12 protein-coding genes and 1 pseudogene are annotated in these 23,672 nt (G+C 71.6%); 11 read left to right on the forward strand and 2 right to left on the reverse strand.

From position 1 onward, the window contains the following. The first annotated feature begins 342 nt into the window (after positions 1 to 342). From OJ254_RS22765 to OJ254_RS22820, 11 genes and pseudogenes are all read left to right on the forward strand, one after another. The gene (locus tag OJ254_RS22765; RefSeq protein ID WP_265365266.1) at positions 343 to 864 is read left to right on the forward strand and encodes a phosphopantetheine-binding protein; all 522 of its coding nucleotides are present in this window, start codon (positions 343 to 345) and stop codon (positions 862 to 864) included. Then, positions 768 to 2,231 carry a condensation domain-containing protein gene (locus OJ254_RS22770; RefSeq protein ID WP_265365267.1) on the forward strand — a complete coding sequence of 488 codons (1,464 nt, stop codon included), beginning with the start codon at positions 768 to 770 and terminating at the stop codon, positions 2,229 to 2,231. The genes OJ254_RS22765 and OJ254_RS22770 overlap by 97 nt, the downstream gene beginning before the upstream one ends. Next, positions 2,228 to 3,583 (forward strand): condensation domain-containing protein, encoded by a 1,356-nt coding sequence (locus OJ254_RS22775; protein WP_265363818.1) that lies wholly within the window; start codon positions 2,228 to 2,230, stop codon positions 3,581 to 3,583. The genes OJ254_RS22770 and OJ254_RS22775 overlap by 4 nt, the downstream gene beginning before the upstream one ends. Then, a pseudogene (locus OJ254_RS22785) lies at positions 3,541 to 12,262 on the forward strand (amino acid adenylation domain-containing protein). Before OJ254_RS22775 ends, OJ254_RS22785 begins: the two are co-directional and overlap by 43 nt. A gap of 77 nt (positions 12,263 to 12,339) precedes the next feature. Next, the gene (locus OJ254_RS22790) at positions 12,340 to 13,524 is read left to right on the forward strand and encodes a thioesterase domain-containing protein (protein ID WP_265363819.1); all 1,185 of its coding nucleotides are present in this window, start codon (positions 12,340 to 12,342) and stop codon (positions 13,522 to 13,524) included. After that, positions 13,517 to 14,434 (forward strand): proline iminopeptidase-family hydrolase, encoded by a 918-nt coding sequence (locus OJ254_RS22795; RefSeq protein ID WP_265363820.1) that lies wholly within the window; start codon positions 13,517 to 13,519, stop codon positions 14,432 to 14,434. Before OJ254_RS22790 ends, OJ254_RS22795 begins: the two co-directional genes overlap by 8 nt. Before the next feature lie 249 nt (positions 14,435 to 14,683). After that, positions 14,684 to 15,850 (forward strand): MFS transporter, encoded by a 1,167-nt coding sequence (locus OJ254_RS22800; RefSeq protein WP_265363821.1) that lies wholly within the window; start codon positions 14,684 to 14,686, stop codon positions 15,848 to 15,850. A gap of 158 nt (positions 15,851 to 16,008) precedes the next feature. Continuing rightward, positions 16,009 to 16,983 carry a diiron oxygenase gene (locus OJ254_RS22805; RefSeq protein WP_265363822.1) on the forward strand — a complete coding sequence of 325 codons (975 nt, stop codon included), beginning with the start codon at positions 16,009 to 16,011 and terminating at the stop codon, positions 16,981 to 16,983. 48 nt (positions 16,984 to 17,031) lie between these two features. Further along, positions 17,032 to 17,949: an SAM-dependent methyltransferase gene (locus tag OJ254_RS22810; protein ID WP_265363823.1), complete on the forward strand. Its 918-nt coding sequence runs from the start codon at positions 17,032 to 17,034 to the stop codon at positions 17,947 to 17,949. 122 nt (positions 17,950 to 18,071) lie between these two features. After that, a complete protein-coding gene (locus tag OJ254_RS22815; RefSeq protein ID WP_265363824.1) occupies positions 18,072 to 19,667 on the forward strand; it encodes an ABC-F family ATP-binding cassette domain-containing protein in 1,596 nt (531 codons plus the stop codon). Next, positions 19,664 to 20,566, forward strand: coding sequence for an alpha/beta fold hydrolase (locus OJ254_RS22820; RefSeq protein ID WP_265363825.1), 903 nt, complete (start codon positions 19,664 to 19,666; stop codon positions 20,564 to 20,566). Before OJ254_RS22815 ends, OJ254_RS22820 begins: the two co-directional genes overlap by 4 nt. An 89-nt stretch (positions 20,567 to 20,655) precedes the next feature. On the opposite strand, the gene OJ254_RS22825 is transcribed toward OJ254_RS22820, so the two are convergent. Together OJ254_RS22825 and OJ254_RS22830 are read right to left on the reverse strand one after the other, a co-directional pair. Continuing rightward, the gene (locus OJ254_RS22825) at positions 20,656 to 21,111 is read right to left on the reverse strand and encodes a Rieske (2Fe-2S) protein (RefSeq protein WP_265363826.1); all 456 of its coding nucleotides are present in this window, start codon (positions 21,109 to 21,111) and stop codon (positions 20,656 to 20,658) included. A gap of 204 nt (positions 21,112 to 21,315) precedes the next feature. Then, positions 21,316 to 23,337, reverse strand: coding sequence for a prolyl oligopeptidase family serine peptidase (locus OJ254_RS22830; protein WP_265365269.1), 2,022 nt, complete (start codon positions 23,335 to 23,337; stop codon positions 21,316 to 21,318). Between the last annotated feature and the right edge of the window lie 335 nt (positions 23,338 to 23,672).

Consider the following 23,672-nt stretch of genomic DNA (forward strand, 5'->3'; position numbering starts at 1 on the left):
CTGAACCGCCCGGAGCTGACCGCCGAGCGCTTCGTCGACAACCCCTTCGGCCCCGGCCGGCTCTACCGCACCGGCGACCTCGTACGACGGCTGCCCGACGGCACCGTCGAATTCCTCGGCCGCAACGACTTCCAGGTCAAGATCCGCGGCTACCGCATCGAACTCGGTGAGATCGAGGCCGCGTTGGCCCGCTGCCCCGGCGTCCGGCAGGGCATCGCTCTGGTCCGCCAGCCCGACCCGCAGCGCCCCGAACACAAGCAACTGGTCGGCTACTACCTCGCCGACCGGCCGCTCGACGAGGCCGCGCTGCTCCGGTCGCTGCACGCCACCCTGCCGTCCTACATGGTCCCCGGCGCGCTGGTGCACCTGACCACCGTGCCGGTCACCGTCAACGGCAAGCTCGACCGCAAGGCGCTCCCGGACCCCGGTGTGTCCGACGACGGCGCCCCCGAGCGCGTCGCCCCGGAGACCGAGCTCCAGGCGCAGCTGTGCGCGCTGTGGGCGGAGTGCCTCGGCCTCGGCGAAGGCGAACTGGGCATCCGCGACGACGTGACCCGGCTGGGCATGGACAGCATCGTCGCCATCCGGCTCGCCAGCCGGATGCGCCAGCGGCTCGGGGTCGCGATCGGCGTCCGGACCTGTTCTCGCTGCCCACCGTCGAGGCGTTCGCGGACTTCGTCGCGGAGCAACAACAGGCCGCCGCGGGCCCGCACACCGAGACCCGGACCGAACAGGGCACGCTCGACGGGGAGCTGGAGCTGCTGCCCATCCAGTCGTGGTTCTTCGCACAGGACTTCGCCCGCCCCGAGCACTGGAACCAGTCCTTCCTCCTCCGTACGCCCGCGCTGGACCACGAGCGGCTGACCGCGGCGCTCCGCGCCCTCGTCGAACGCCACGACGCCTTCCGGCTGCGCTACCGGGACACCGCCGGCACGGCCCCGGTCCAGCAGTACGACCCGGCCGCGCCCTTCCCCGGCGTCCACGCGCTCGACGTGCGCACCCTGCCGGGCACCGAGGGCAGCCCCGAGTTCACCGACGCGCTGCACCGCACGCTCACCGACTGGCAGCGCGGCTTCGACCTGACGCACGGGCCGGTCTGCGCCCTGGGCCATCTGCACGGCTACGCCGACGGCAGCAGCCGGGTGTTCTTCGCCCTGCACCACCTGATCACGGACACCGTCAGCTGGCGGATCCTCGCCGACGACCTGCGCGCGCTCCACGACGGCCGCGAGCTCGGGGCCAAGGGCACCAGCTTCCGGCAGTGGAGCCGGGCGGTGGCCGAGTACGCCGAAGCACGGCCGGAACAGCGGGCGTACTGGGAGGAGTTGCTGGCCGACTTCCGGCCGGACGAGCCCGAGCGGGCGCCCGACGGGCCCGCCCGCGCCGAAGAATTCACCCTCGACGAGCAGCACACCCGCGACCTGCTGGGCGCGGCCCACCACGCCTACCACACCCGCATCGACGACCTCCTGCTGACCGCGCTCGGCCGGGCCCTGGAAACCGTCGACGGCGGACGCACCCACCACGTCCTGCTCGAAGGGCACGGCCGCGAGGACATCGGCGCCGCGCTCGACGTCAGCGGCACCATGGGCTGGTTCACCACCCTCTACCCGGTCCGGCTGCCCCTGGCGGACGACCTCGGAACGAGCCTGTGCGCCGTCAAGGAGAGCCTGCGCGCCGTGCCCGACCGGGGCCTCGGCTTCGGCCCGCTGGTCGGCTACCGGGACCGGCCGCTGCCCCGCATCTGGTTCAACTACCTCGGCCAGCTGGACGGGGAGCGGTCCGGTGACGACGACTGGCGGCTGGTGATGGAGGACGCCGGCGAGGCCGTGCCGGCGGACAACGCCTCCGGCGCCCTCGTCTCCGTCTTCGCGTACGTCACCGAAGGCCGGCTGCACCTCCGCGTCGACAGCCGGCTGGACGCCGACACCACCCGGACGCTGGCCCGTTCCCTCGAAGCGGCCCTCGTCGAGATCATCGGCCACTGCACGGCACGGACCGCGGTCCGCTACACCCCCAGCGACTTCCGCGAGGTCACCGGCGAGGCCGACCTGACCGCGCTGCCGCCGGGCATCGGCGCGGACCCGGCCGGCTGGTTCGACATGACCGAGATCCAGAAGGCCTACCTCGTCGGCCGGCTCGGCAACTACGAGATCGGCAATGTCGCCAACCACGTCTACACGAGCACGTATACCGCGAGCTGGACACCGGCCGGCTGGAGGAGTCGGTGAACCGGCTCATCGCCGAATGCGACGTACTGCGCACCGTCTTCAGCTACGAACGGCTCCAGCAGCGCGTCCTCGACGCCGCCGACGTCCCGCGCTTCCACGTGCGGGTCCACGACTTCAGCGCGCACGACTACGCCCCGACGCTGCTGACCGAGATCCGGGAACGGCTCTCCCACCAGCTGTACGACCCGGAGCGGTTCCCGCTGTTCGGCTTCGAGGTGAGCCGCTTCCGCGACCGCAGCGTGCTGCACATCAGCTGGGACCTGATCATCCTCGACGTGCAGAGCAGGCTCGCGGTGCTGCGCCGCCTCGACGACCTCTACCGCGGCACCGACCGGCGCCCGGAACTGCCCCGGGCCAGCTTCAAGGACTACCAGGACTACACCGGCCTGCTGAAGAACTCGGCCTGGTACGAGGCGGACCGCGCCTACTGGCAGCGCAAGCTGCCCGGCCTCCCGCTGCGCTGCACGCTGCCGTTCGCCCAGTCGCCCGACACCGTCGATCACCCCCGCTTCGGCGAGCACACCCGCCATGTCGCACCCGAGGTGTGGGAGCGGTTCAAGGAGCAGGCGCGCCGGCACGGGGTGTCCACGTCCTCCGCGCTGCTCAGCCTCTTCGGCAGCGTGATCTCGTACTTCTCCGGTGCCGCGGAATTCCCGCTCACCCTCACCCTGTTCAACCGCTACCCCGTCCTGGACGGCACCGAGTCGCTGCTCGGCAACTTCACCTCCACCGTGCTCTTCCACTACGCGGACCGGGGCGCCGACATCGAGGAACTGACCCGGCGCACCCACGACGTGCTGTGGGAGGACATCAGCCATGCGCTCTACTCGGGTGTGGAGGTCCAGCGCGACCTGAGCAAGCTGCACGGCCTGGACACCACCAAGGCCGTGTCCCCGATCGTCTTCACCGGCGTCGTCGGCAACGAGACCCGTGACTTCGAACGCGGCGCGTACCTGGACGACAGCGAGCTGATCGAGGACCGTCACTGGAGCGCGCAGACCTCACAGGCGTGGATCGACCTCCAGGCCATCGAGGTCGCGGGCGGCTTCATGAGCAAATGGCTCTACGTCGAGCAGCTCTTCGACGAGGCCACCATCGACCACCTCAACGCCCTCTACTGCCTGCTCATCGAGCGCCTGGCGGACGGCGACTGGGCGGCCGGACTGCCCCGCGACGCCTATCTTCCGGACGCCGACCGGCCCTCATCGCCGCCGCCAACGCAGCCGACGCCGCACCGGACGAGCACACCCTGTTCGGCCTCTACGAGGACCGGTACCGCACCGAGGGCCGGCCGGAGGCGCCCGCCGTCATCGACGCCGGCACCGGCCGCACCCACACGTACGGCGAGCTGACCGAGCAGACACGCACCCTCGCCCTGCGGCTGCGCGGCGAGCTGACCGAGCCCGCCGGGGAGCGGCTGGTCGGCGTGCTCGCGGAGAAGGGCTACGGCCAGGTGCTGGCCACCGCCGCGGTCATGAAGGCCGGTCTGGGCTATCTGCCGCTGCACGTCGACTGGCCGGCCGGCCGGGTCACGGAGATCCTCCACCAGGCCGGGGTCCGCACGCTCCTGGTCTCGCGCGCGCAGTACGAACGGGCCGACGTACGCGCCCTGGACGCCCGCCTGCTGGTCATCGAGGACCTGCTCGACCAACGCCCGGACCCGGTGGACACCCTGCCGGAGGTGCACCCCGACGACGTCGCCTATGTCATCTTCACCTCCGGATCCACCGGCCGCCCCAAGGGCGTGACGATCAGCCACCGCGGGGCCGTCAACACCCTCCTGGCCGTCAACGAACGCTTCGGCATCACCGCCGAGGACCGGGTGCTGGCACTGTCCGAGCTCAGCTTCGACCTGTCGGTCTGGGATCTGTTCGGCACCCTCGCCGCCGGCGGCACGATTGTCTTCCCCACCCAGCAGGAGACCAAGAATCCCGCCCACTGGGCCGAGTTGGTGGCCCGGCACCGGGTCTCGGTCTGGAACAGCGTGCCGCAGCTCGCCGGACTCCTCGTCGACGAAGGCGGACAGCTGGACTCCCTGCGCGCCTTCCTGCTCAGCGGTGACTGGATCCCCACCGGCCTGCCGGACCGCATCCGCGCGTTGTCCCCCAAGCGGTCGTGATGAGCCTGGGCGGCGCGACCGAGGGCAGCATCTGGTCCATCTGGTACGAGATCGACGAGGTCGACCCGTCCTGGAGCAGCATCCCCTACGGCGTGGCCATGCCCAACCAGCGGATGTACGTCCTCAACGACCAGGGCGAACACTGTCCGGTCGGCGTCATCGGCGAGATCCACATCGGCGGCGCCGGCGTCGCCCTCGGGTACTGGCAGGACGCGGAACTCACCGACCGGCGGTACGTCGAACACCCCACCCTGGGCCGGCTCTACCGCACCGGCGACCTCGGCCGGTGGTCCCGCGCGGGCCACATGGAATTCATCGGCCGCAACGACTTCCAGGTCAAGCTCAACGGCTACCGGGTGGAGCTCGGCGAGATCGAGAGCGTCCTCACCCAGGACCCGCGGATCTCGCAGAGCGTCGTCCTGGTCAAGGAGGACGACACCGGCGCCGTCCGCCCCCGCCAGACCCTGGTCGGCTACTACGTCGCCGACACCGCCCTCGACCCCGCCCAGCTGCGCGCCCAGCTCTCCGCCGGCCTGCCGGAGTACATGGTCCCGGACGTCCTGCTGCACCTGTCCGAGCTGCCGCTGAGCCCCAACGGCAAACTGGACCGCGACGCGCTGCCCGCACCCGAGGCGGTGGCCGCGGCCGACCACGTACCGCCGCGCACCGACCGCGAACGGGAACTGCGGGACGCCTGGGCCGAAGTGCTGGGCATCCCCGCCGAGCGGCTCGGCATCACCGACGACCTGATGCGGCTCGGCATGGACAGCATCATCGCCATCCGCCTGGTCAGCCGCCTGCGCAAGCAGTTCGGCATCCAGGCCCAGGTGCGCGACCTGTTCACCCACCGCACCGTGGAACGGTTCCACGACCGGGTGGTGGCCGCCGCCGGCGCGCCCACCGGACCGGCCGTACGGGCCGAGCAGGGCACCCTCGACGGCGAGGTGCCACTGCTGCCCGTCCAGTCGTGGTTCTTCGCCCAGGACCTCGCCCGGCCGGCGCACTGGAACCAGTCCTTCCTGATCCGCACCCCGGAACTGGAACTGCCGCGTCTGGAGGCCTGTCTGCGCGCACTGGTCGACCACCACGACGCCTTCCGGCTGCGCCACGACACGACCGGCACCCAGGGGCCGCGGCAGCACTACGACACCACCGCCCCGGTCCCCGCCCTCCACGTGCTCGACGTGCGCGACCTGCCGGGCGGTGAGGGCACACCGGAACGCGACGCGGCGCTGCACCGCACACTGACCGACTGGCAGGCCGGCTTCGACCTGACGGCCGGACCGGCGTACGCCTTCGGCTATCTGCACGGCTACGCCGACGGCAGCAGCCGGGTCTTCCTCGCCCTCCACCACCTGCTCGTCGACACCGTCAGCTGGCGGATCCTCGCCGAGGACCTCCGCACCCTGTACGAGGGCGGGGAACTCGGCGCCAAGGGCACCAGCTACCGCCAATGGAGCGCGGCCGTGACCGCGCAGGCCGGGCGGACGGCCGACGAGCGGACCTACTGGCAGGAAGTACTCGCCGACCTCGGGGAGCCGCCCGTCCTCCGGCAGGACACCGGCGTCCCCGTCGAAACCGAGCTCACCCTCGACGAGGAGCGCACCGCGCTGCTGCTCGACGGCTGCCAAGGCACCTACCGCACCCGCGTGGACGAGTTCCTGCTCGCCGCCTTCGCCCAGGCACTGTCCGACCTGACCGGCCGGACCGTCAGCCACCTGATGGTCGAAGGGCACGGCCGCGAGGAACCGGACGAGGCAACGGACATCAGCCGTACGCTCGGCTGGTTCACCACCCTCTACCCGGTGCGGCTGACCGCGTCCGACGAACCGGCCGCCGCCCTGACCTCGGTCAAGGAGACCCTCCGGGCGGTGCCCGACCGGGGCCTCGGCTACGGTCCGCTGCTCGGCTACGACCGGGCCCTGCCGCGGGCCTGTTTCAACTACCTCGGCCGGCTCGACACGGCCGGCGACAGCCTCTGGGAGCCCACCGGCGAACCGTCCGGTGACTGGTCGGACCCGGACAACCAACTGTCGTACATGATCAGCGCGGTCGCCATGGTCAGTGACGGACGGCTGCGGTGCACCCTCCACTCCCGGCTGCCGCAGGAGGACACCGAGCGGCTCGCCCGGGCGTTCGCCCGACGGCTGGACGACCTCGTCGAGGCGACGGCGCGCAGCCCGCGCACGTACCTGACGCCCAGTGACATCGGCGGACTGCTGCCGCAGGAGCACCTGGACCGGCTGCAGGAGCACGGTGAGCTCGACGGCGTCTTCGCCGCCACCGGCCTCCAGCAGGGCTTCATCCACCACGCCCTCACCCAGGGCGATGTCGACGACGCCTATCGCGTGCAGGCGGTCTGGGACTATGCGTCGGAGATCGACCCGGCCCTCTACCGAGCCGCCTGGGCCCGGACCCAGCAGGCGTTCAGCGCGCTGCGGCTGCGCTTCGACTGGCGCCACGAGATGGTCCAGGTCGTCGACCGGGAATCCCGGCTGACCTGGCAGTACGTCGACCTCAGTGACCACGACGACCCCGACGCGGCCTTCGCCGCACTGCTGGCGCGCGACCGCGGCATCCCCTACGACCTGGGCGCCGGCGGACTGTTCCGGGTCCACCTCGTCAAGCGGGCCGCCGACCACTTCACCTGCGTCCTCAACACCCACCACGCCATCCTCGACGGCTGGAGCAGCCCGCTGCTGCTCCAGGCGCTGCACACCTGCTACCTCGCGCTGCGCGCCGGTGAGCCGGCCGTACTCCCGGCGGAGAACTACGCCGAGATCCAGCGCCATCTGCACCGGCACGCCGACGACCACCAGGCGTTCTGGCGGCGCTACGTGGCCGGCGTGGAGAACGGCTGTGACCTCGGCGGACTGCTGAACAGCAGCTCCCGGCACGTCGACCTCGGCACGTACAAGCACCTGCTCCGACAGGAGCAGCGGACCCTCCCGCTGCGTCCGGAACTGCTCGCGGCGCTGCGGTCCGTGGCCCAGCAGCACGGGGTCACCACCAACGCCGTGCTGCAGTACGCCTGGCACAAGGTGCTGAGCGTCTACGGCCACTGCGACACCACCGTCGTCGGCACCGTCCTCGCCGGCCGGGACCTCCCCGTCGAGGGCATCGACACCTCGGTCGGCCTCTACCTCTCCACCGTGCCGCTGATCGCCCGCCACGACACCGGCGCCGACAGCCTGATCGAGGAGGTCCAGCGGCTGCAGGAGGACATCCACGAGATCGGCCGGCGGCCCGTCGTGGACCTCGCGGCCCTCCAGTCGGGCGGCCGCCGGCTCTTCGACAGCCTCTTCATCTACGAGAACTACCCGGAGGTCACCGACACCGAGCACGAGCGGCTGCTGCGCCCCCGGTTCGTCTCCCGGCACCAGAAGCGCGACTACCCACTGGTCGTCTCGGTGACCGAACAGGACGACGAGGTCCAGCTCACCCTCGACCACGCCGGTGAACTCTTCGCGCCCGGAACCGCCGAACGGCTGCTGGCCGGCGTCGAGTCGGTGCTGCGGCGCTTCGCGGACGCCCCGGACAGCTCCCCGGCGGACCTCGCCCCGGCCGGCGACGCCGACCTGGAACGCCAGCGGCAGTGGAACGACACCGGCACCGCGGAACCCGCCGAGCCCGTCATCCACCGCGCCTTCGAGGCCCAGGCCGCCCGTACGCCCGACGCCCCGGCCGTCCACCACGACGGCCGCACGCTCAGCTACGCAGAGCTCAATGCGGCCGCCAACCGGCTGGCCCGGGTGGCCCGCCGACACGTGGCGACCGCGCCGGAGGAGCCCGTTCTGCTCCTCCTCGACCGCGGCGCCGACACCCTCGTCGGACTGCTCGCGACGCTCAAGGCGGGCGCGGCCTACGTACCGCTGGACCCCGGCTACCCGGACGAGCGCACCACCCGCATCGTCGAGAGCTGCGGCGCCAGGCTGCTGCTCACCCACTCCCGGCACCGGGAGCGGGTCCGGGCGCGCTGGCCCCACCTGACCGTGCTCGCCCTGGACGACCCGCGGACCCTCGCCGACTGCGCCGCGGAAAACGCCGCCAACCTGGACCTGCCGGTCACCGCGGACGCCCTGGCGTATGTGCTCTTCACCTCCGGCACCACCGGAGCGCCCAAGGGCGTGATGGTCGAACACCGCGCGTACACCGCGACGACGGCGGCCATGCGGGAGCGGCACTTCCCCGGCGCCGGCCCGCTGCACACCTTCAGCATGACCAACTACGTCTTCGACATCTTCGGCCTCGAATACGGGCTGACGCTGCTCGGCGGCGGCAGCATGGTCGTCGGCGACCACCTCTTCACGGAACTGGACTGCTCGGCGTACGACTTCGTGCAGCTGACGCCCAGCCTGCTGGAGATGAAGCTGGACGCGCTGCGCGGTCTCGACCGCACCCGGCTGCTCGTCGGCGGGGAGAAGCTCGAACGGCACCTGCTGCACGCCGCGTTGGGGCGCTGCCCCCGGGTGGTGAACGTCTACGGCCCCACCGAGACCACCATCTGGTCCACCTCCCGCGAGTACCTCGCCGCGGTCGAGGAGCGCCCGGAGGTGACCCTCGGCCGCGCCCTGCCGAACGAGCGGGCCCACGTCCTGGACGCCCGGCTGCGGCCGCTTCCGGTAGGCGCGACGGGTGAGCTGTATCTGAGCGGCGACGGGCTCGCCCGCGGCTACTTCCACGACCCCGAACTGACCGCGGCGCGGTTCCTCGAAAGCCCGCTGCACGGCCGGCTGTACCGCACCGGCGACCTGGCCCGCTGGCTGGACGACGGTGAGCTGGAGTTCGTCGGCCGCATCGACACCCAGGTCAAACTGCGCGGCCACCGCATCGAGCTGGGAGAGGTGGAGAGCGCGCTCGCCGCCTTCCCCGGGGTGCGGCAGAGCGCGGCGATCGTCGGGACCCTGGACGGCGGCCCGGACACCTCGGCCGGCGCCCAGAGCCTGATCGGCTACTACGTCGCGGACACCGCCCTCGACGAGCCGGCGCTCCGGGCCCACCTGACCGGCCTGCTGCCGGAGCACATGCGGCCCGCCGCGCTGGTGCACCTGACCGCCCTGCCGCTGTCCTTCAGCGGCAAGCTGGACGTCAAGGCGCTGCCGCGGCCCGCCCGTAGGAGCACCGGCCGGCCGGTGGCCCCGGAGGGGGAGACCGAGCAGCTGCTCGCCCGGCTCTGGTGCGAGGTGCTCGGTGTGGACGAGATCGGCGTCCACCAGCGCTTCTTCGAGGCCGGCGGCAACTCCATTTTGCTCACCAAGCTGCACGCCCGGCTGCCGGAGGACATCCGGCGCACGCTGAGCCTCACCGACTTGTTCGCGTACCCGACCGTCGCCGCGCTCGCCGCGCACCTCGACGGACCGCGCGACGGCGAGGCCCGGCCGGACCGCGCACCGGCCGCGCGCGGCACCGCGGAGCCCGGCGGGCAGGACATCGCCGTCATCGGCATGGCCGGCCGGTTCCCGGACGCCGACACCCTGGAGGAGTACTGGCGCAACCTGACGGCCGGTCATGAATCCGTCGTCCACTACAGCTGGGAAGAGCTGCTGGCCGCCGGCGTACCGGAGGCCGAGCTCGACCAGCCCGGATACGTCCGGGCACAGAGCCGGCTGCGGGACATCGCCTCCTTCGACGCGGAGTTCTTCGGCTACTCCCGCCGCGAGGCCGAGACCATGGACCCCCAGCACCGGGTGTTCCTGGAATGCGCCTGGCACGCCCTCGAAGACGCGCACTGCGACCCGTACACCTACGAGGGCGACATCGGCCTCTACGCGGGCGCGGGCCAGAACGACTACGCCCTGGACCACGTCCTGCCGGGCTTCGAGGGCGCCGACCTGGCCACCCGCTACCAGGCGATGATCAACAACCAGGCGAACTTCCTGTGCACCAAGGTCGCCTACAAGCTCAACCTCACCGGGCCCGCGGTGACCGTGCAGACCGCCTGCTCGACCTCCCTGGTGGCCGTACACCAGGCGTGCACCGCACTGCTGGCCGGGGACTGCGACATCGCCATGGCCGGCGGCGTCTCGATCGGCAAACTGGGCACCGAGGGCTACGTCCACCAGGACGGCATGGTGTTCTCCCCGGACGGCTCCTGCCGTGCCTTCGACGAGGCCGCCCAGGGCACGATCGAGGGACAGGGCGTCGGCATCGTCGTCCTCAAGCGGCTCGACCAGGCGCTCGCCGACAACGACCCGATCCGCGCCGTCATCAAGGCCACCGCCATCAACAACGACGGCCAGCAGAAGATCGGTTACACCGCGCCCAGCCGGCAGCGGCAGGCCGCGGTGATCCGCACCGCCCACCGGAAGGCCGGCATCGACCCGTCGACCATCGGCTACATCGAGGCCCACGGCACCGGCACCGCCCTCGGGGACCCCATCGAGGTCGCCGCCCTGCACGAGGCGTTCGCCGAGGCCGACCTGCCCGCGCAGCGGATCGCGCTCGGTTCGGTGAAGACCAACATCGGCCACCTCGACGTCGCGTCCGGCATCGCCGGGCTGATCAAGGCCGTGCTGTGCCTGGAACACCGCACCCTGGTCCCCACGCTGCACCACACCACCCCCAACCCCCGCCTGGAGCTGGAGAAGGGCCCCTTCTACGTCCACACCGCCTGTACGCCCTGGACCAGCGAGCACCCCGTGCTGCGGGCCGGCGTCAGCTCCTTCGGGATCGGCGGTACCAACGCCCATGTCGTCCTGGAAGAGGCACCGGCCGCCGCGGCGTCCACCGAGCCGCCCGCCCGCTCGCAGCAGCTGCTGATGCTGTCGGCGCACTCCCCGGAGGCGCTGGCACAGCGGTCGCAGGACCTGGCGGACCACCTGGCCGCCCACCCGGACGTCCCGCTCGACCGGCTCGCGTACACCCTGCACACCGCCCGGCACCGCTTCCGGCACCACCGGGTCGTGGTCGGCGACAGCCGGACCGACCTGGCCGGCAGGCTCGCCACCGAGGAGCGCGAGCCGATCACCTGGCAGGAGGGGCGCCCGGCCGTGTTCCTCTTCCCCGGCCAGGGGGCCCAGTACCAGGAGATGGGACGGGCGCTCTACGACAGCGAACCGGCCTTCCGGGCCGAGGTGGACCGCTGCCTGGAGATCCTCCGGCCGCGCCTCCCCGACGGCGTCGACGAGGCCGATCTGCTGGGCCGCACCGCGCGCGTGGGGGACACCCGCCACACCCATCCCGCGCTGTTCATCGTGGAATACGCACTGGCCCGCTGGTTCACCGGCCTCGGCGTCCGGCCGGCCGCGATGATCGGGCACAGCCTGGGCGAGTACGTCGCGGCCTGCCTGGCCGGGGTGTTCTCGCTGGAGGACGCGCTGACCCTGATCCTGGAGCGCGGCCGACTGCTCGCCGGCACCGGGCCCGGGCGATGCTCGCGGTCCCGCTGCCCGCCGAGCGGATCCGGCCCGTGGCGCACCGGCACGGCCTCGACCTCGCCACGGTCAACGACGCCACGAGCTGCGTGGTCTCCGGCCCGCCCGAGGGGATCGAGGCGCTGACCGCCGAGCTTGCCGCCGACGGGATCACCGGCCGCCGGGTGGCGGTGTCGCACGCCTTCCACTCCCGGCTGCTCGACCCCGTACTGGACGAGTTCGCCGCCGTGCTGGCACGCACCGAACTCCGCACGCCCACCGTCCCGTTCCTGTCCAACCTGACCGGTGACTGGGCCGACCCCGACCGGGTGACCCGCCCCGAGTACTGGACGGCGCAGCTGCGCGGCACGGTGGAGTTCCACCGCGGGCTCACCACCCTGTACGGGGATGCGCGTACCCGGGGCGCGGTCCTGCTGGAGCTGGGCCCCGGCGGGATCCTCACCAGGTCGGCGCGCGGCCACGAGGCGCGCACCGACCACCTGGTGGTCCCGGCCATGCCGCGGGCCGTCCGGGCCGGGAGGAACCGGCCACCGCGCTGACGGCCCTGGGCACGGCCTGGGCCGCGGGCGTCGACGTCGACCCGGCCGCGTTCCACGGCCTGACCGACCGCGACCGGGTGCGGCTGCCCGGCTACGCCTTCCAGCGGCACGAACACTGGCTCGACCGCTCCGGCACCGCGGCCGCCACCCCGTCGAGGGCCACCCCGGCCGAGGCGCGGCCGACGACCGAAGAACCGGCCGCGGCGGTCGCCGAGGACGAGGTGAGCACCGTCGTCGCGGAAGCCTGGCGCGCCGTCCTCGGCGTCCGGGACGTCCGGCCCGACGACGACTTCTTCGCCCGCGGCGGGGACTCGCTGGCCGCCGTACAGCTCGTCGCCCGCATCCGGCAACGGACCGGCGTCCGCCTGGAGTTCATGGCCCTCGAACGGCACACTCCCCAGGTCGTCGCGGAGCACCTGGCCGCACACCTGGCGAACCGGTTCGCCCCCGCGGCCGCGCCGTCGGTCGTCGTCGTCAAGAAGGGCGAACCGCAGTCCCGGCCGCCCCTGGTCCTGGTCCACCCGATCGGCGGCGATGTGTACTTCTACCGCGAGCTGGCCGGCTGCCTGCCGGACGACCAGCCGGTGTACGCACTCCGCTCGCCCATGCTGGACGGCACCGCGGAGCTCAGCACCATCGAGGAGATGGCCGCGCACTATCTGGAGCAGCTCACGGAATTCGGCCTCCAGGCCCCGTTCCGGCTCGGCGGCTCCTCGTTCGGCGGCATCGTCGCCTACGAAATGGCCCAGCTGCTCGACGCGCGCGACGGGTACCGCCCCGAGGTGGTGCTGATCGACAGCCCCGCCCACGGCAACCTGCCCGCCGAGATGTCCGGCGAGGACATCCTGGACTACCTGTTCCGCTACGGCCTGGCCCGGCTGGACTTCCCGGTGGCCGAGCTCGAAGCGCTGCCCACCCTCGACGAGAAGATCGCCTACCTCGCCGACAAGTCCCGCGGCACCGAATTCGAGGAGATGCTCTCGGCCGAGTTCCTGCCCCGCTACCTGCGCACCTGGCAGCGGCACGGCCGCGCCATGCACGGATACGTCCCGCGTCCCTACGCCGGCGACCTCGTGTACTTCGCGCACCAGGAGGAGATCCCGGAGTTCCCCGCGGGCCAGGCCCGGCACTGGCGCCGGCTGGCCGCCGGCGGCTGGACCGAGGTGCCGGTGCCCGGAAACCACCTCAGCATGAACGGGCTGCCGCACGTCGCGACGGTCGGCGCCCACCTCGCAACGACCCAGGGAGAAGACGGTGAGTGAGCAGACGAACGGGGCACTGTGCGCCGTCCCCGGCGGCCGGATCCGGTACGAGATCCTCAACCCCGGCGCACCCGGCACGCCGGTCGTGACCGTCCACGGCGGTCCCGGCACGCCGCACGACTATCTGCGCCCGCTGGCCGACCTGCTGCCGGGCCACCCCGTGGTCGTCTACGACCAGCTGGGCTGCGGCCGCTCCGAGCGGCCGGCCGACCCGTCGCTGTGGCGGCTGGACCGCTTCGTCGACGAACTGGCCGCCCTCCTGGCCGAGTTGGACCTGCCGAGATTCCATCTGCTCGGGCACTCCTTCGGCACGATGATCGCCGCCGAGTACGCCTTGCGGGGCGGCCCGCACCGACCCGAGTGGCTGGTGCTGGTCTCCCCGGTGCTCAGCGTCCGCAAGTACGAGGACGACATGCGGCAGCTGCTGTTCCGGCTGCCGCCGGACACCGCCCAGGGATTCACCGACGCCCTGCGCACGGGCCGGTACGACACACCGGAGTACGTCGACGCCGCAATGGTCTTCGCCGAGCGGCACATGTGCCGCACCGAATGGCCGGACACCCTGCTGGACGCCACCATGGACACCGCCGCCGCGGTGCGCGACACCATGTGGGGCCGGACCGAGTTCCGGGTGACCGGCAATCTGCGGTCGTACACCTGCACCGACCGGCTGGGGGGTCTGTCGGCCGACACCCTCATCCTCTGCGGCGAGCACGACTTCGTACCGCCGCGGGCCGGCGAGGCGTACGCCCGGGCGATACCGCGCGCCGACACCGCGGTCATCGCGGGGCCTCACACATGCCCCATCTGGAAGCCCCCGAGCTGTTCGCCAAGGAGCTGTTGGCCCGCATCGACGCAGGTCATAAATGAGTTGCCGCACCATCCGACCACGCCCATACGATGGGCTTGACGACAGCCTTGACGCAGAAGGGGACACGTTGCAGCCGGCATTACGTGCCGCAGGTGGTGAACGGGCGAGCCGACGGCCTCTCAATGCCCACGCCACCTGGTGGCCCTTGGTCCGAAGACCATAGCCGCACCGCAGAGCCTGCCGAACCCGGCACGGCTCTGCTCAGCGTGCCCGCAATCCCTTCTTCCCATCAGGTCCGTCCTTCATGAGGCCATGAAACAACACAGATATCTGCCTGCCCTTTTGGTCGTGACGCTCATCGGCACGATCATGGAACTCGACATGTCCGTACCCAGCTTCCCGGACATCGCCCACAGCCTCACGGCGTCCGAGTCCTCGGTACAGCTGACGATCACCTACAACTTCTTCGGCTACTGCCTCGGCGCCCTGGCCTACGGCCCGCTCTCGGACCGGTTCGGCCGGCGCAAGGTCATGCTGATCGGCAACACGATCATGCTGGCCGGTGCGCTGGGCTGCGCGATCGCGCCGAGCATCGAGTTCCTGCTCGGCTCCCGGCTCGTCCAGGGCGTCGGCGCCAGCACCTCGGTGGTCCTGGTCTTCGTCATCATCGGCGACGTCTACCAAGGCAGCGCGCTGTTCCGGATGTTCGGACTCACCAACGCCGCGATGTCCACGTTCATGACGGCGGCGCCCGCCCTCGGCGGAGTCATCAACCGCACGATCGGCTGGCGCGGCAACTACGCCACCGTCTGCGGCATCACGCTGGTCTCCCTGCTGCTGATGGCGTGCTTCCTGCCCGAGACCAAGGGCGAACGAGTCAAGGTGACCGTCCGTCAGGTCGCCAAGGACTACCGCAAGCTGCTGTCCAGCAAGGAGTTCCTTGCGGCCTCGGTGGTCCCCAGCCTGCTGTTCGCCGCCTACATGGTGTTCATCGCGTCCAGCTCGTTCCTCTACACCGACACCTACGGGCTGTCCACGATCGGCTTCGCCGGGCATCTGCTGATCATCGTGGCCTCGTTCGCCGTGACCAGCCTGTTCGCCTCGAAGCTCATCGGGGTGCTGGGCGGCCCGGAACGCACGGTGGTCTACAGCATCGCCGCCACCGTCATCGGCATCGCCCTGTTCCTGGTGTTCGGCGCGGGCGCCTGGGCCACCACCGGCCCCATCGCCGTCTTCTGCGTCGGCTTCGCCGCGGTCTACCCGGTCATCTTCGGGCGCTCCCTGGCGGTCTTCCCGGAACTCCAGGGCGCCGCGTCCTCGCTGAACATGAGCGGACGGGCGCTGCTGGTGACGCTGCTCACCGGCGTCGCCAGCAGCCTGTTCACCGGCGACTCGATCGTGACCGCCGGAGTCATGGCCGTCGCCGTGGTCGTCGCCGCGCCCCTGGCCTTCGTCAAGCCGAAGCAGAGCGCAGCGGACCAGGTGGAAGCCGAGCCGGTGCCCGAGGCCGGCTGACAACCGCCGTCCACCGACGGGAAGTTCGGCTTCCCACCTTTCCTTCTCTCCTCCCCTCGTCCGCACGGCGGCGCCCACCGGCAGCCGTCGTGCGGACGCACCCGCGCCAGGGGCGCGGGGCCGCATCGCGATACCCCGCGCCCGGAAAGAGGCCCGTCATGAACGCCAACGGCCAGGAAACCCCCGAAACCGGACGGACGCTGTCCAGCCTGACCGGCGAGTACACCGTCCGCTGGGAGTCCCGCTCCTCCGTGCGTACCCGCCCCCGCAAGACCATCGACTTCGAGGAGGAGGGCTACTTCTTCCCCGAGGACAAGCAGCCGCTGCTGCTGGCCGACGAGGTCGCCTCGCTCGGTGGGAAGGCGAAGAACGACATCCTCGTGCAGTCCTTCTACAAGTACCTGCACGACATCGTGAACCTGGAAATCAAGGAAATCGTCGCGGCCTGCTCGAAAATCCTCTACGCGGACCTTCCCGTGGAGTTCTCCGAGGAGACCAAGCTCAACACCTACTCGGTGATCATCGACGAGTACTACCACGTGTACATCGCCCAGGACATGATCCTGCAGCTACAGGAGCAGCACCCGGACCTCAAGCCGCTCGACTACCCCATATCCGACTCGCGGCGCGCGGTCATCGAGACCAAGAAACACCTCGACCCGAAGTATCACGATGTCTTCGAGATCCTCGCCAACTGCTGTTTCGAGACCACGCTCGTTCGCGAACTCGTGGAATTCTTCAACAGCCCCGGCGTCCACCCGTCGATCAAGTACTACGTCAACGACCACATGAACGACGAGTCCCGGCACTACGCGTTCTTCTACGACCTGATGATCTACCTGTGGGCCGAGGTCCCCGAGGACTACCGGCAGGCCATCGGCATCCACCTCGCCGACTTCATCCTGCTGTACCTCTCCGTCGAATCGGAGAAGCTCTTCAACATCGAATTGCTCGCCTCCTTGATCGAGGACCGCGAGCAGGCCCGCACCTCCGTGGAAGCGCTCTACGCCGGATTCGAGATCACCCCGGACGTGCCGATCGTCAAGAACGTCCTCCGTGCATTCCGCAACGCGGGAATGCTCGACCACCCTTCCGTCCGGGCCGGCTTCACCCGGATCGGCTGGACCGTCTGACCCGCACCGCCCACCCTTCCACCCGTACCGGGACCGACGAGGAACATCATGAATTCCACGATTTCGCACCACACCGCCACCAAGGTCGACGACGACCGGCGCACCAAGGAAATCGCCGCGGAAATCGAGCAGCGCCTCCGGCAGGCCGACAGGCTCGTACTGCCGCTGGACGAGACGCTCGAACTCCTCGCGCAGCTGACGCAGTTCGAGCTCGGCCGCTTCCTGCTGCACAACCGCGGCCTCAACGGCTACTGGACCTCCTACATCTTCCGCAACGAGCCCACCGGCCCGACCACGCCGCTGGAGCACTGGCTGCTCAACAACTCCCTGCTGTGCCAGGCCCGTGAGCGCTACCACCGCTTCAAGGAGGAGATCGCCGCCCGCATCACCGAGGGCGCCACCCTCGCCTCCGTCCCCTGCGGCGTGATGGACGACCTCCTCCAGCAGGACTACGAAGGCGTCACCGGCTTCCGCCTCGTCGGGATCGACCTCGACGAGGAATCCATCGGCTACGCCCGCAAGAACGCCGCCGAGCGCGGCCTCGCCGAGCACACCGCATTCCACGTGCGCGACGCCTGGAACCTCGGCGTGGAGGGCGAGTTCGACCTCATCGTCAGCAACGGCCTGAACATGTACGAGTCGGACCCGCAGCGGCTCACCGACCTCTACCGCAGCTTCCACCAGGCCCTCCGCCCCGGCGGCCGGCTGCTGCTGAGCTTCCTCACCCCACCGCCCCCGCCCCCGTGGGAGGCCCCGGAGCAGGCCGCGGCCTGGCAGAAGTACCAGATCGCCGAGGCCGATCTGCGCCGCGAACTGTCCATCATGGGCGACATCATCCAGGCCACCTACCTGAACTTCTCCAGCGAGGAGGAGGTACGCGGCCAGCTGGCGGCCGCCGGCCTGAGCGTCGCCGACATCCGCTACAGCCCGCAGGGCGTACTGCCCATCGTCACCGCGGTCAAGTGACGCCCGCGCTCACCTGACCCCCCGCCCCGACGGGCCGCGGCGGCCGGAGCGACACCACGCACCGGCCGTCGCGCGCCCCCTCCTCGTACCACCCGAACTACGGCCCTGGAGCCCCACTTCTCATGATCACCGCCACCGGTCTCGAACTGCGCGCCGGCGCTCGCGTCCTCATCGAGTCGGCGTCCTTCCGCGTTGCCCGCGGCGACCGCATCGGCCTGGTCGGCCGCAACGGCGCGGGCAAGACCACCCTCACCAAGGTCCTCGCGGGGGAGGGCCTGCCTGCCGACGGCACCGTCACCCGCACCGGCGACATCGGCTACCTGCCGCAGGACCCGCGCACCGGCGACCTGGACGTGCTGGCGCTCGACCGGGTGCTCTCCGCCCGCGGCCTGGACACCGTGCTCCGGTCCATCCGCGAGTGCCAGGAGCGGATCGCCACCGGCCGTGGCGCGACCCGGGACAAGGCGCTGAAGAGGTACGAGCGGCTCGAGACCGAGTTCCTGGCCAAGGGCGGATACGCGACCGAGGCGGAGGCCGCCACCATCGCCGCCAGCCTGGGCCTGCCCGACCGCGTACTCGAACAGCCCCTGCACACCCTCTCCGGCGGCCAGCGCCGCCGCGTCGAACTCGCCCGCATCCTCTTCTCCGACGCCGACATCCTGCTGCTGGACGAGCCCACCAACCACCTCGACGCGGACTCCATCCTCTGGCTGCGCGACTTCCTCAAGACCTACCAGGGCGGGTTCGTCGTCATCTCGCACGACATCGACCTCGTCGAGACCGTCGTCAACAAGGTCTTCCACCTGGACGCCAACCGCGCCGCCATCGACGTCTACAACATGGGGTGGAAGCAGTACCAGGCCCAGCGGGCCGCCGACGAACGCCGCCGCAAGCGCGAGCGCGCCAACGCCGAGAAGAAGGCCTCGGCCCTCAGCTACCAGGCCAACCGGCTGCGCGCCGGCACCAAGGCGGTCGCCGCACAGAACATGGCCCGCCGCGCCGAGAAGCTCCTGCAGGACCTGGAGCCCGAGCGGCACGCCGACAAGGTGGCCAAACTCCGCTTCCCCGAGCCCGCACCGTGCGGCCGGACCCCGCTCACCGCCGAGGGCCTCTCCAAGTCCTACGGCTCCCTGGAGATCTTCACCGAGGTCGACCTCGCCATCGACAAGGGCTCCCGGGTCGTCATCCTGGGCCTCAACGGCGCCGGCAAGACCACCCTGCTGCGCCTCCTCGCCGGCGTCGACACCCCCGACACCGGCAAGGTGATCCCCGGGCACGGCCTCAAGTGCGGCTACTACGCCCAGGAACACGAGACCCTCGACGGCGACCGCACCGTACTGGAGAACATGCGCACCGCCGCGCCCGGCATGGACCTGGCCGAGATCCGCAAGGTCCTCGGCTCCTTCCTCTTCTCGGGCGATGACGTGGACAAACCCGCCCGGGTCCTGTCCGGCGGCGAGAAGACCCGGCTCGCCCTCGCCACCCTGGTCGTCTCCTCCGCCAACGTCCTGCTGCTCGACGAGCCCACCAACAACCTCGACCCGGCCAGCCGCGAGGAGATCCTCGGTGCCCTGCGCACCTACACCGGCGCGGTCGTCCTGGTGACGCACGACGAGGGCGCCGTCGACGCCCTCCAACCGGAGCGGATCATCCTCCTCCCGGACGGCGTCGAGGACCTGTGGGGCGACGAGTACGCCGACCTCGTGGCCCTCGCATGACCCCCGCCGCGGACGGAGGGCCCCCACTGGGCATCGAGGCTCCCGCCCGGCTCGGCCGCACCGCACTGCCCGACGGCCGCCGACTGGCCTGGGCGGAATGGGGGCCGCCGGAGGGCCGGCCGGTGCTGCTGTGCCCCGGGGGCGCCACCGGTCGGACCCTCGGCTTCGGCACGCATCTGCTCGACGACCTGGGCGTCCGCCTGCTCTCCGTGGACCGCCCCGGCCTCGGCGCCTCCGACCCCGCGCCCGGTCGGACCCTGACCGACTGGGCCGACGACGTGGCCGCCCTCCTCGCCGCCCGCGGCATCCGCCGCCCCCATCTGGTCGGCTACTCCCAGGGCGTCCCCTTCGCACTGGCCTGCGCGGCCCACGGCCTGGCGACCGCGGTATCGGCCGTCTCAGGCAGCGCCGAACCGTCGGCACCCGAACTGGCCGACGCCCTCTCGCCGGACATACGGGCCATGGTGACGGCCGTGGCCCGCGACCCCGAGGGCGCCGAAGCGACGGTCGCCGCCTCCGCGGACGCCGCTTCGATGTGGGACATGGTGACGGCCGGCTGCGCCCCCGCCGACCGCGCGGTCTTCCGCCACCCGGCCTTCGCCCACGCTTTCCGCCGGGCGATCGAGAGGGGCTTCGCCCAGGGCCCCGGCGGCTTCGCCCGCGACACCGTACTGACCATGGGCCGCTGGCCGTTCACGCTCACCGACATCACCGTCCCGGTCGACCTCTGGTACGGCGAGGACGACGCCAGCATGTTCCACTCGCACCACCTGAGCGAGCCCTTCGTCCGTGACCTGCCCCTGGCCCACCGCTACATCGTCCGGCACGCCGGCGGGCTGCTGCTCTGGACGCACGCGGAAGCGGTATTGCGCGCGTTGTTGCGGCACGGCGAGGTGTGAGGGGCGCCAGGGGGAGCGGAAGGCAGGAGGGCAGGTGCCGGCCGTCCGCCGGGGCTCCGGCCCCGGCGGACGGCTGGATGGCGACGCTGTCAGCCCAGGGTGACGGCGCCGCCCTTGACGCTCACCTTGGCCGGCGGCAGGCCCTTGGTGGCGGGGCCGTGCTTCACGCTGCCATCGGTGATGTCGAACTTGCTGCCGTGACACGGGCAGTTGATGGTGCCGCCGGAGACCTCGTTGACGACGCAGCCGGCATGCGGGCAGACCGCGGAGAACGCCTTGATCTCGCCGTTCTGCGGCTGGGTGACCACGACCTTCTCCGCCTTGAAGATCTTGCCGCCGCCCTGGGGGATCTCCGCCGCCTTGGCGAGCTCCTTGCCGGCCGGGCCGGCGCCACCGCCGGCCTCGGAACCGCCCGCTCCCGTGGCGCCGTCGCCGGCCGCCGCCTTGTCACCGCTGCCCGAGCCGGCCATATCGTTGCCACAGGCCGCGAGCGCCACCGTCAGGCCGGCCGCGCCGGCGGCCGCCACTACGGTCCGCCGGGCCATTCCGCAGCACGGCCGTGCCGGAACCGTCTCCTCCGTCTCCGTTGCCGCAGTCTCCGTCCGCCCCGTTGCTGCCTGTCGTGCCATGGTCTGCCTCCGGTTCCTGGTGGTGCCTTCGGTGCGCGATCTGGTCCATGGACGTTGCACAAGCTCCATACGGAGGCCTCGGCGGCCGCGTTCAAACCCGGGCACGTTCTTGTCGGCGCGTCACACTCCGACGGTCGACAGCGCGTCCCGGAGGAAGTCCCGCTGGAAGAGCAGCAACTGCTCGTTGACCGCGTCGTCGGTCGGCATGTGGGTGGCCCCCGGCAGCGGCAGCACACTGTGCGGCCGGCCCGCCGCGAGCAGCTCCGCCGAGAAGCGCAGGGTGTGCGCGGCCGCCACGTTGTCGTCCGCGAGCCCGTGGACGAGCAGCAGTGGACGGGTCAGCAGATGGCCGTGCCCGGCCAGGGAGGAGCGCGCGTAGGCGTCCGGACGCTCCTCCGGGTGGCCCAGGAACCGCTCCTTCCAGTGGGTGTCGTACAGCCGCTGGTCGGTGGGCGGGGCGCCGGCCACCGCCACGTGGAACACATCGGGGCGGTGCAGCACCGCGGCGGCGGCCAGGAACCCGCCGAACGACCAGCCGCGGATCGCCACCCGCGACAGGTCCAGGTCCGGGTACCGCGCGGCGGCCGCCCGTACCGCGTCCACCTGGTCCTCCAGCGCCGGTCCGAGCTGGTCACCGTGCACCGCCTTTTCCCAGGCCGGCCCCCGGCCCGGCGTACCCCGCCCGTCGGCCGCCAATACGGCGAAGCCCTGCTCGGCGAACCACTGCGCCACACAGGCGGACCACCCCTGGGCCCGCCCGACCACCTGGAGCCCCGGCCCGCCGTACGGGGCGAGCAGCACCGGCAGCCGGCCCGCGCCCTCCTTGTGCCACGACGGCAGGTGGAGGGCGGCGCGCAACTCCCGCTCTCCCAGGGTGAGGAGGACCGGCCTGGGGGTGACCGCCGGGGTCTCGGCGAGCGAGGTGATGCCCGCCGCGGGTTCGCCCTCGCGCACCACGCTCACCTCGTGGCCGTGCGGGGTCTGCCCCTCGACGACCACGGTGCCGCCCCGCCCCGTGCCCGTGAACCGGCCCGGCCCCCGGCTCAGCCGCCGGTTGCCGCGGCCGGGCTCATGGCACCACACATGGGTCTCCAGCGGATCCTCGCTCGCCGTGAAGAGCACCCGTTCTCCCTCCACCCCCACTACGGCGCGCAGTTGGAGACCTTCCGGGGTGACCCGCCGGCCCCCGACGGTCAGATAGCGGGTGCCGCCGTCGTCCTCGGGGAGCACCAGCGCGCCCGAGGCGGTACGGGCCGGAGTGCCCGGTATCAGCTCCACCCAGGCGGGATCGGTCCGCTCGTGCCGCACCTCGGTGGCCCCGGTCGACGGATCGACCGCGAGCAGCCGGACCGTGCGCTGATCTCGGCTCTGCACGGCCAGGAACGGGCCGTGCGCGTCCCAGCCGGCCTCGGTGAGGTACTCGTACGCCGTGCGGTCCCAGGTGACCTCCACGCGCCTGCCGTCCAGCGCGACGAGCTGCACCGTGACGTCCGCGTTGGCGGTACCGGCGGACGGGTACCGGATCGTCCGCGGCGGCCTGGCCGGATCCGCGGGGTCGGCGAGGTAACGCCGGGCCACCCGGCCGGTGTCGACCCGCGCCACCAGGAGGCGGCGGCTGTCCGGGGCCCACCAGTAGCCGCGCAGCCGGCCCATGGATTCGGCCGCCACGTATTCGGCGAGGCCGTAGGAGACGTCGGGGCCCTCCGCGCGGGCCAGCTGACGGTCGTCCCCGGCCAGGGTGACGACGTGGAGGGAGCGGCCGCTCACATAGGCGATGGACCGCCCGTCGGGCGAGGGGCGGGGATCGACCACCGGACCGGCCGCCGGGACGGGGAACGGCGCGCCCCCGTCCGTCCGCACCGCCCACAGCGCACCGGACAGTGCGAACGCCACCAGCCGCGCGTCGTCGTCGGTCGCGTAGGAGACCACCCCGGCCGACCTCTCACGGGCGCGCTCCCGGCGCAGCCGCTCCTCCTCGGGGAGCGATTCGGCGGCGTCCCCCACGAGGAGCACCGGATCGGCCAGCACCCGTTCCGCACCGTCCTCGTACTGCCACAGCCGGCCCACGGGGTCGGTGCCGGAACCCGTCCGGACGAAGAGCACCCGGCGGCCGTCCGGGGAGACGGTGACATGCCGGGGCACCCCGAGGGAGAAGCGGCGGGTGCGGGCGAACTGGCGTGGAAACGCGGCGGAGTTGACGGCAGGGGTGGGGTCGGTGAGGGGCGCGGGGCCGGCGGTGCGGTGTGCCGAGGTTCGGTCGTCCAGGGGACGGTCGTTCACGATGCTGTCCTCCAGTGTGTGTGCTGCACTGTCATCCCGGGGGTGCCGCGGGGGCGTTCCACGAGGCGTTTTCCAAGGCGTTCCACGGGCATTCCGCCGGGACGTTCCAGGGGAGCTTTTTCCGGGTCTTTCCGCCGGAATCCGCGCAGCGCGGAGCACCGGTACCGGACCGGGCGGAAAAGGAATAACGGGTGGCG

Source organism: Streptomyces endophytica, from assembly GCF_026153355.1.
Taxonomy (GTDB): Bacteria; Actinomycetota; Actinomycetes; order Streptomycetales; family Streptomycetaceae; genus Streptomyces; species Streptomyces endophytica.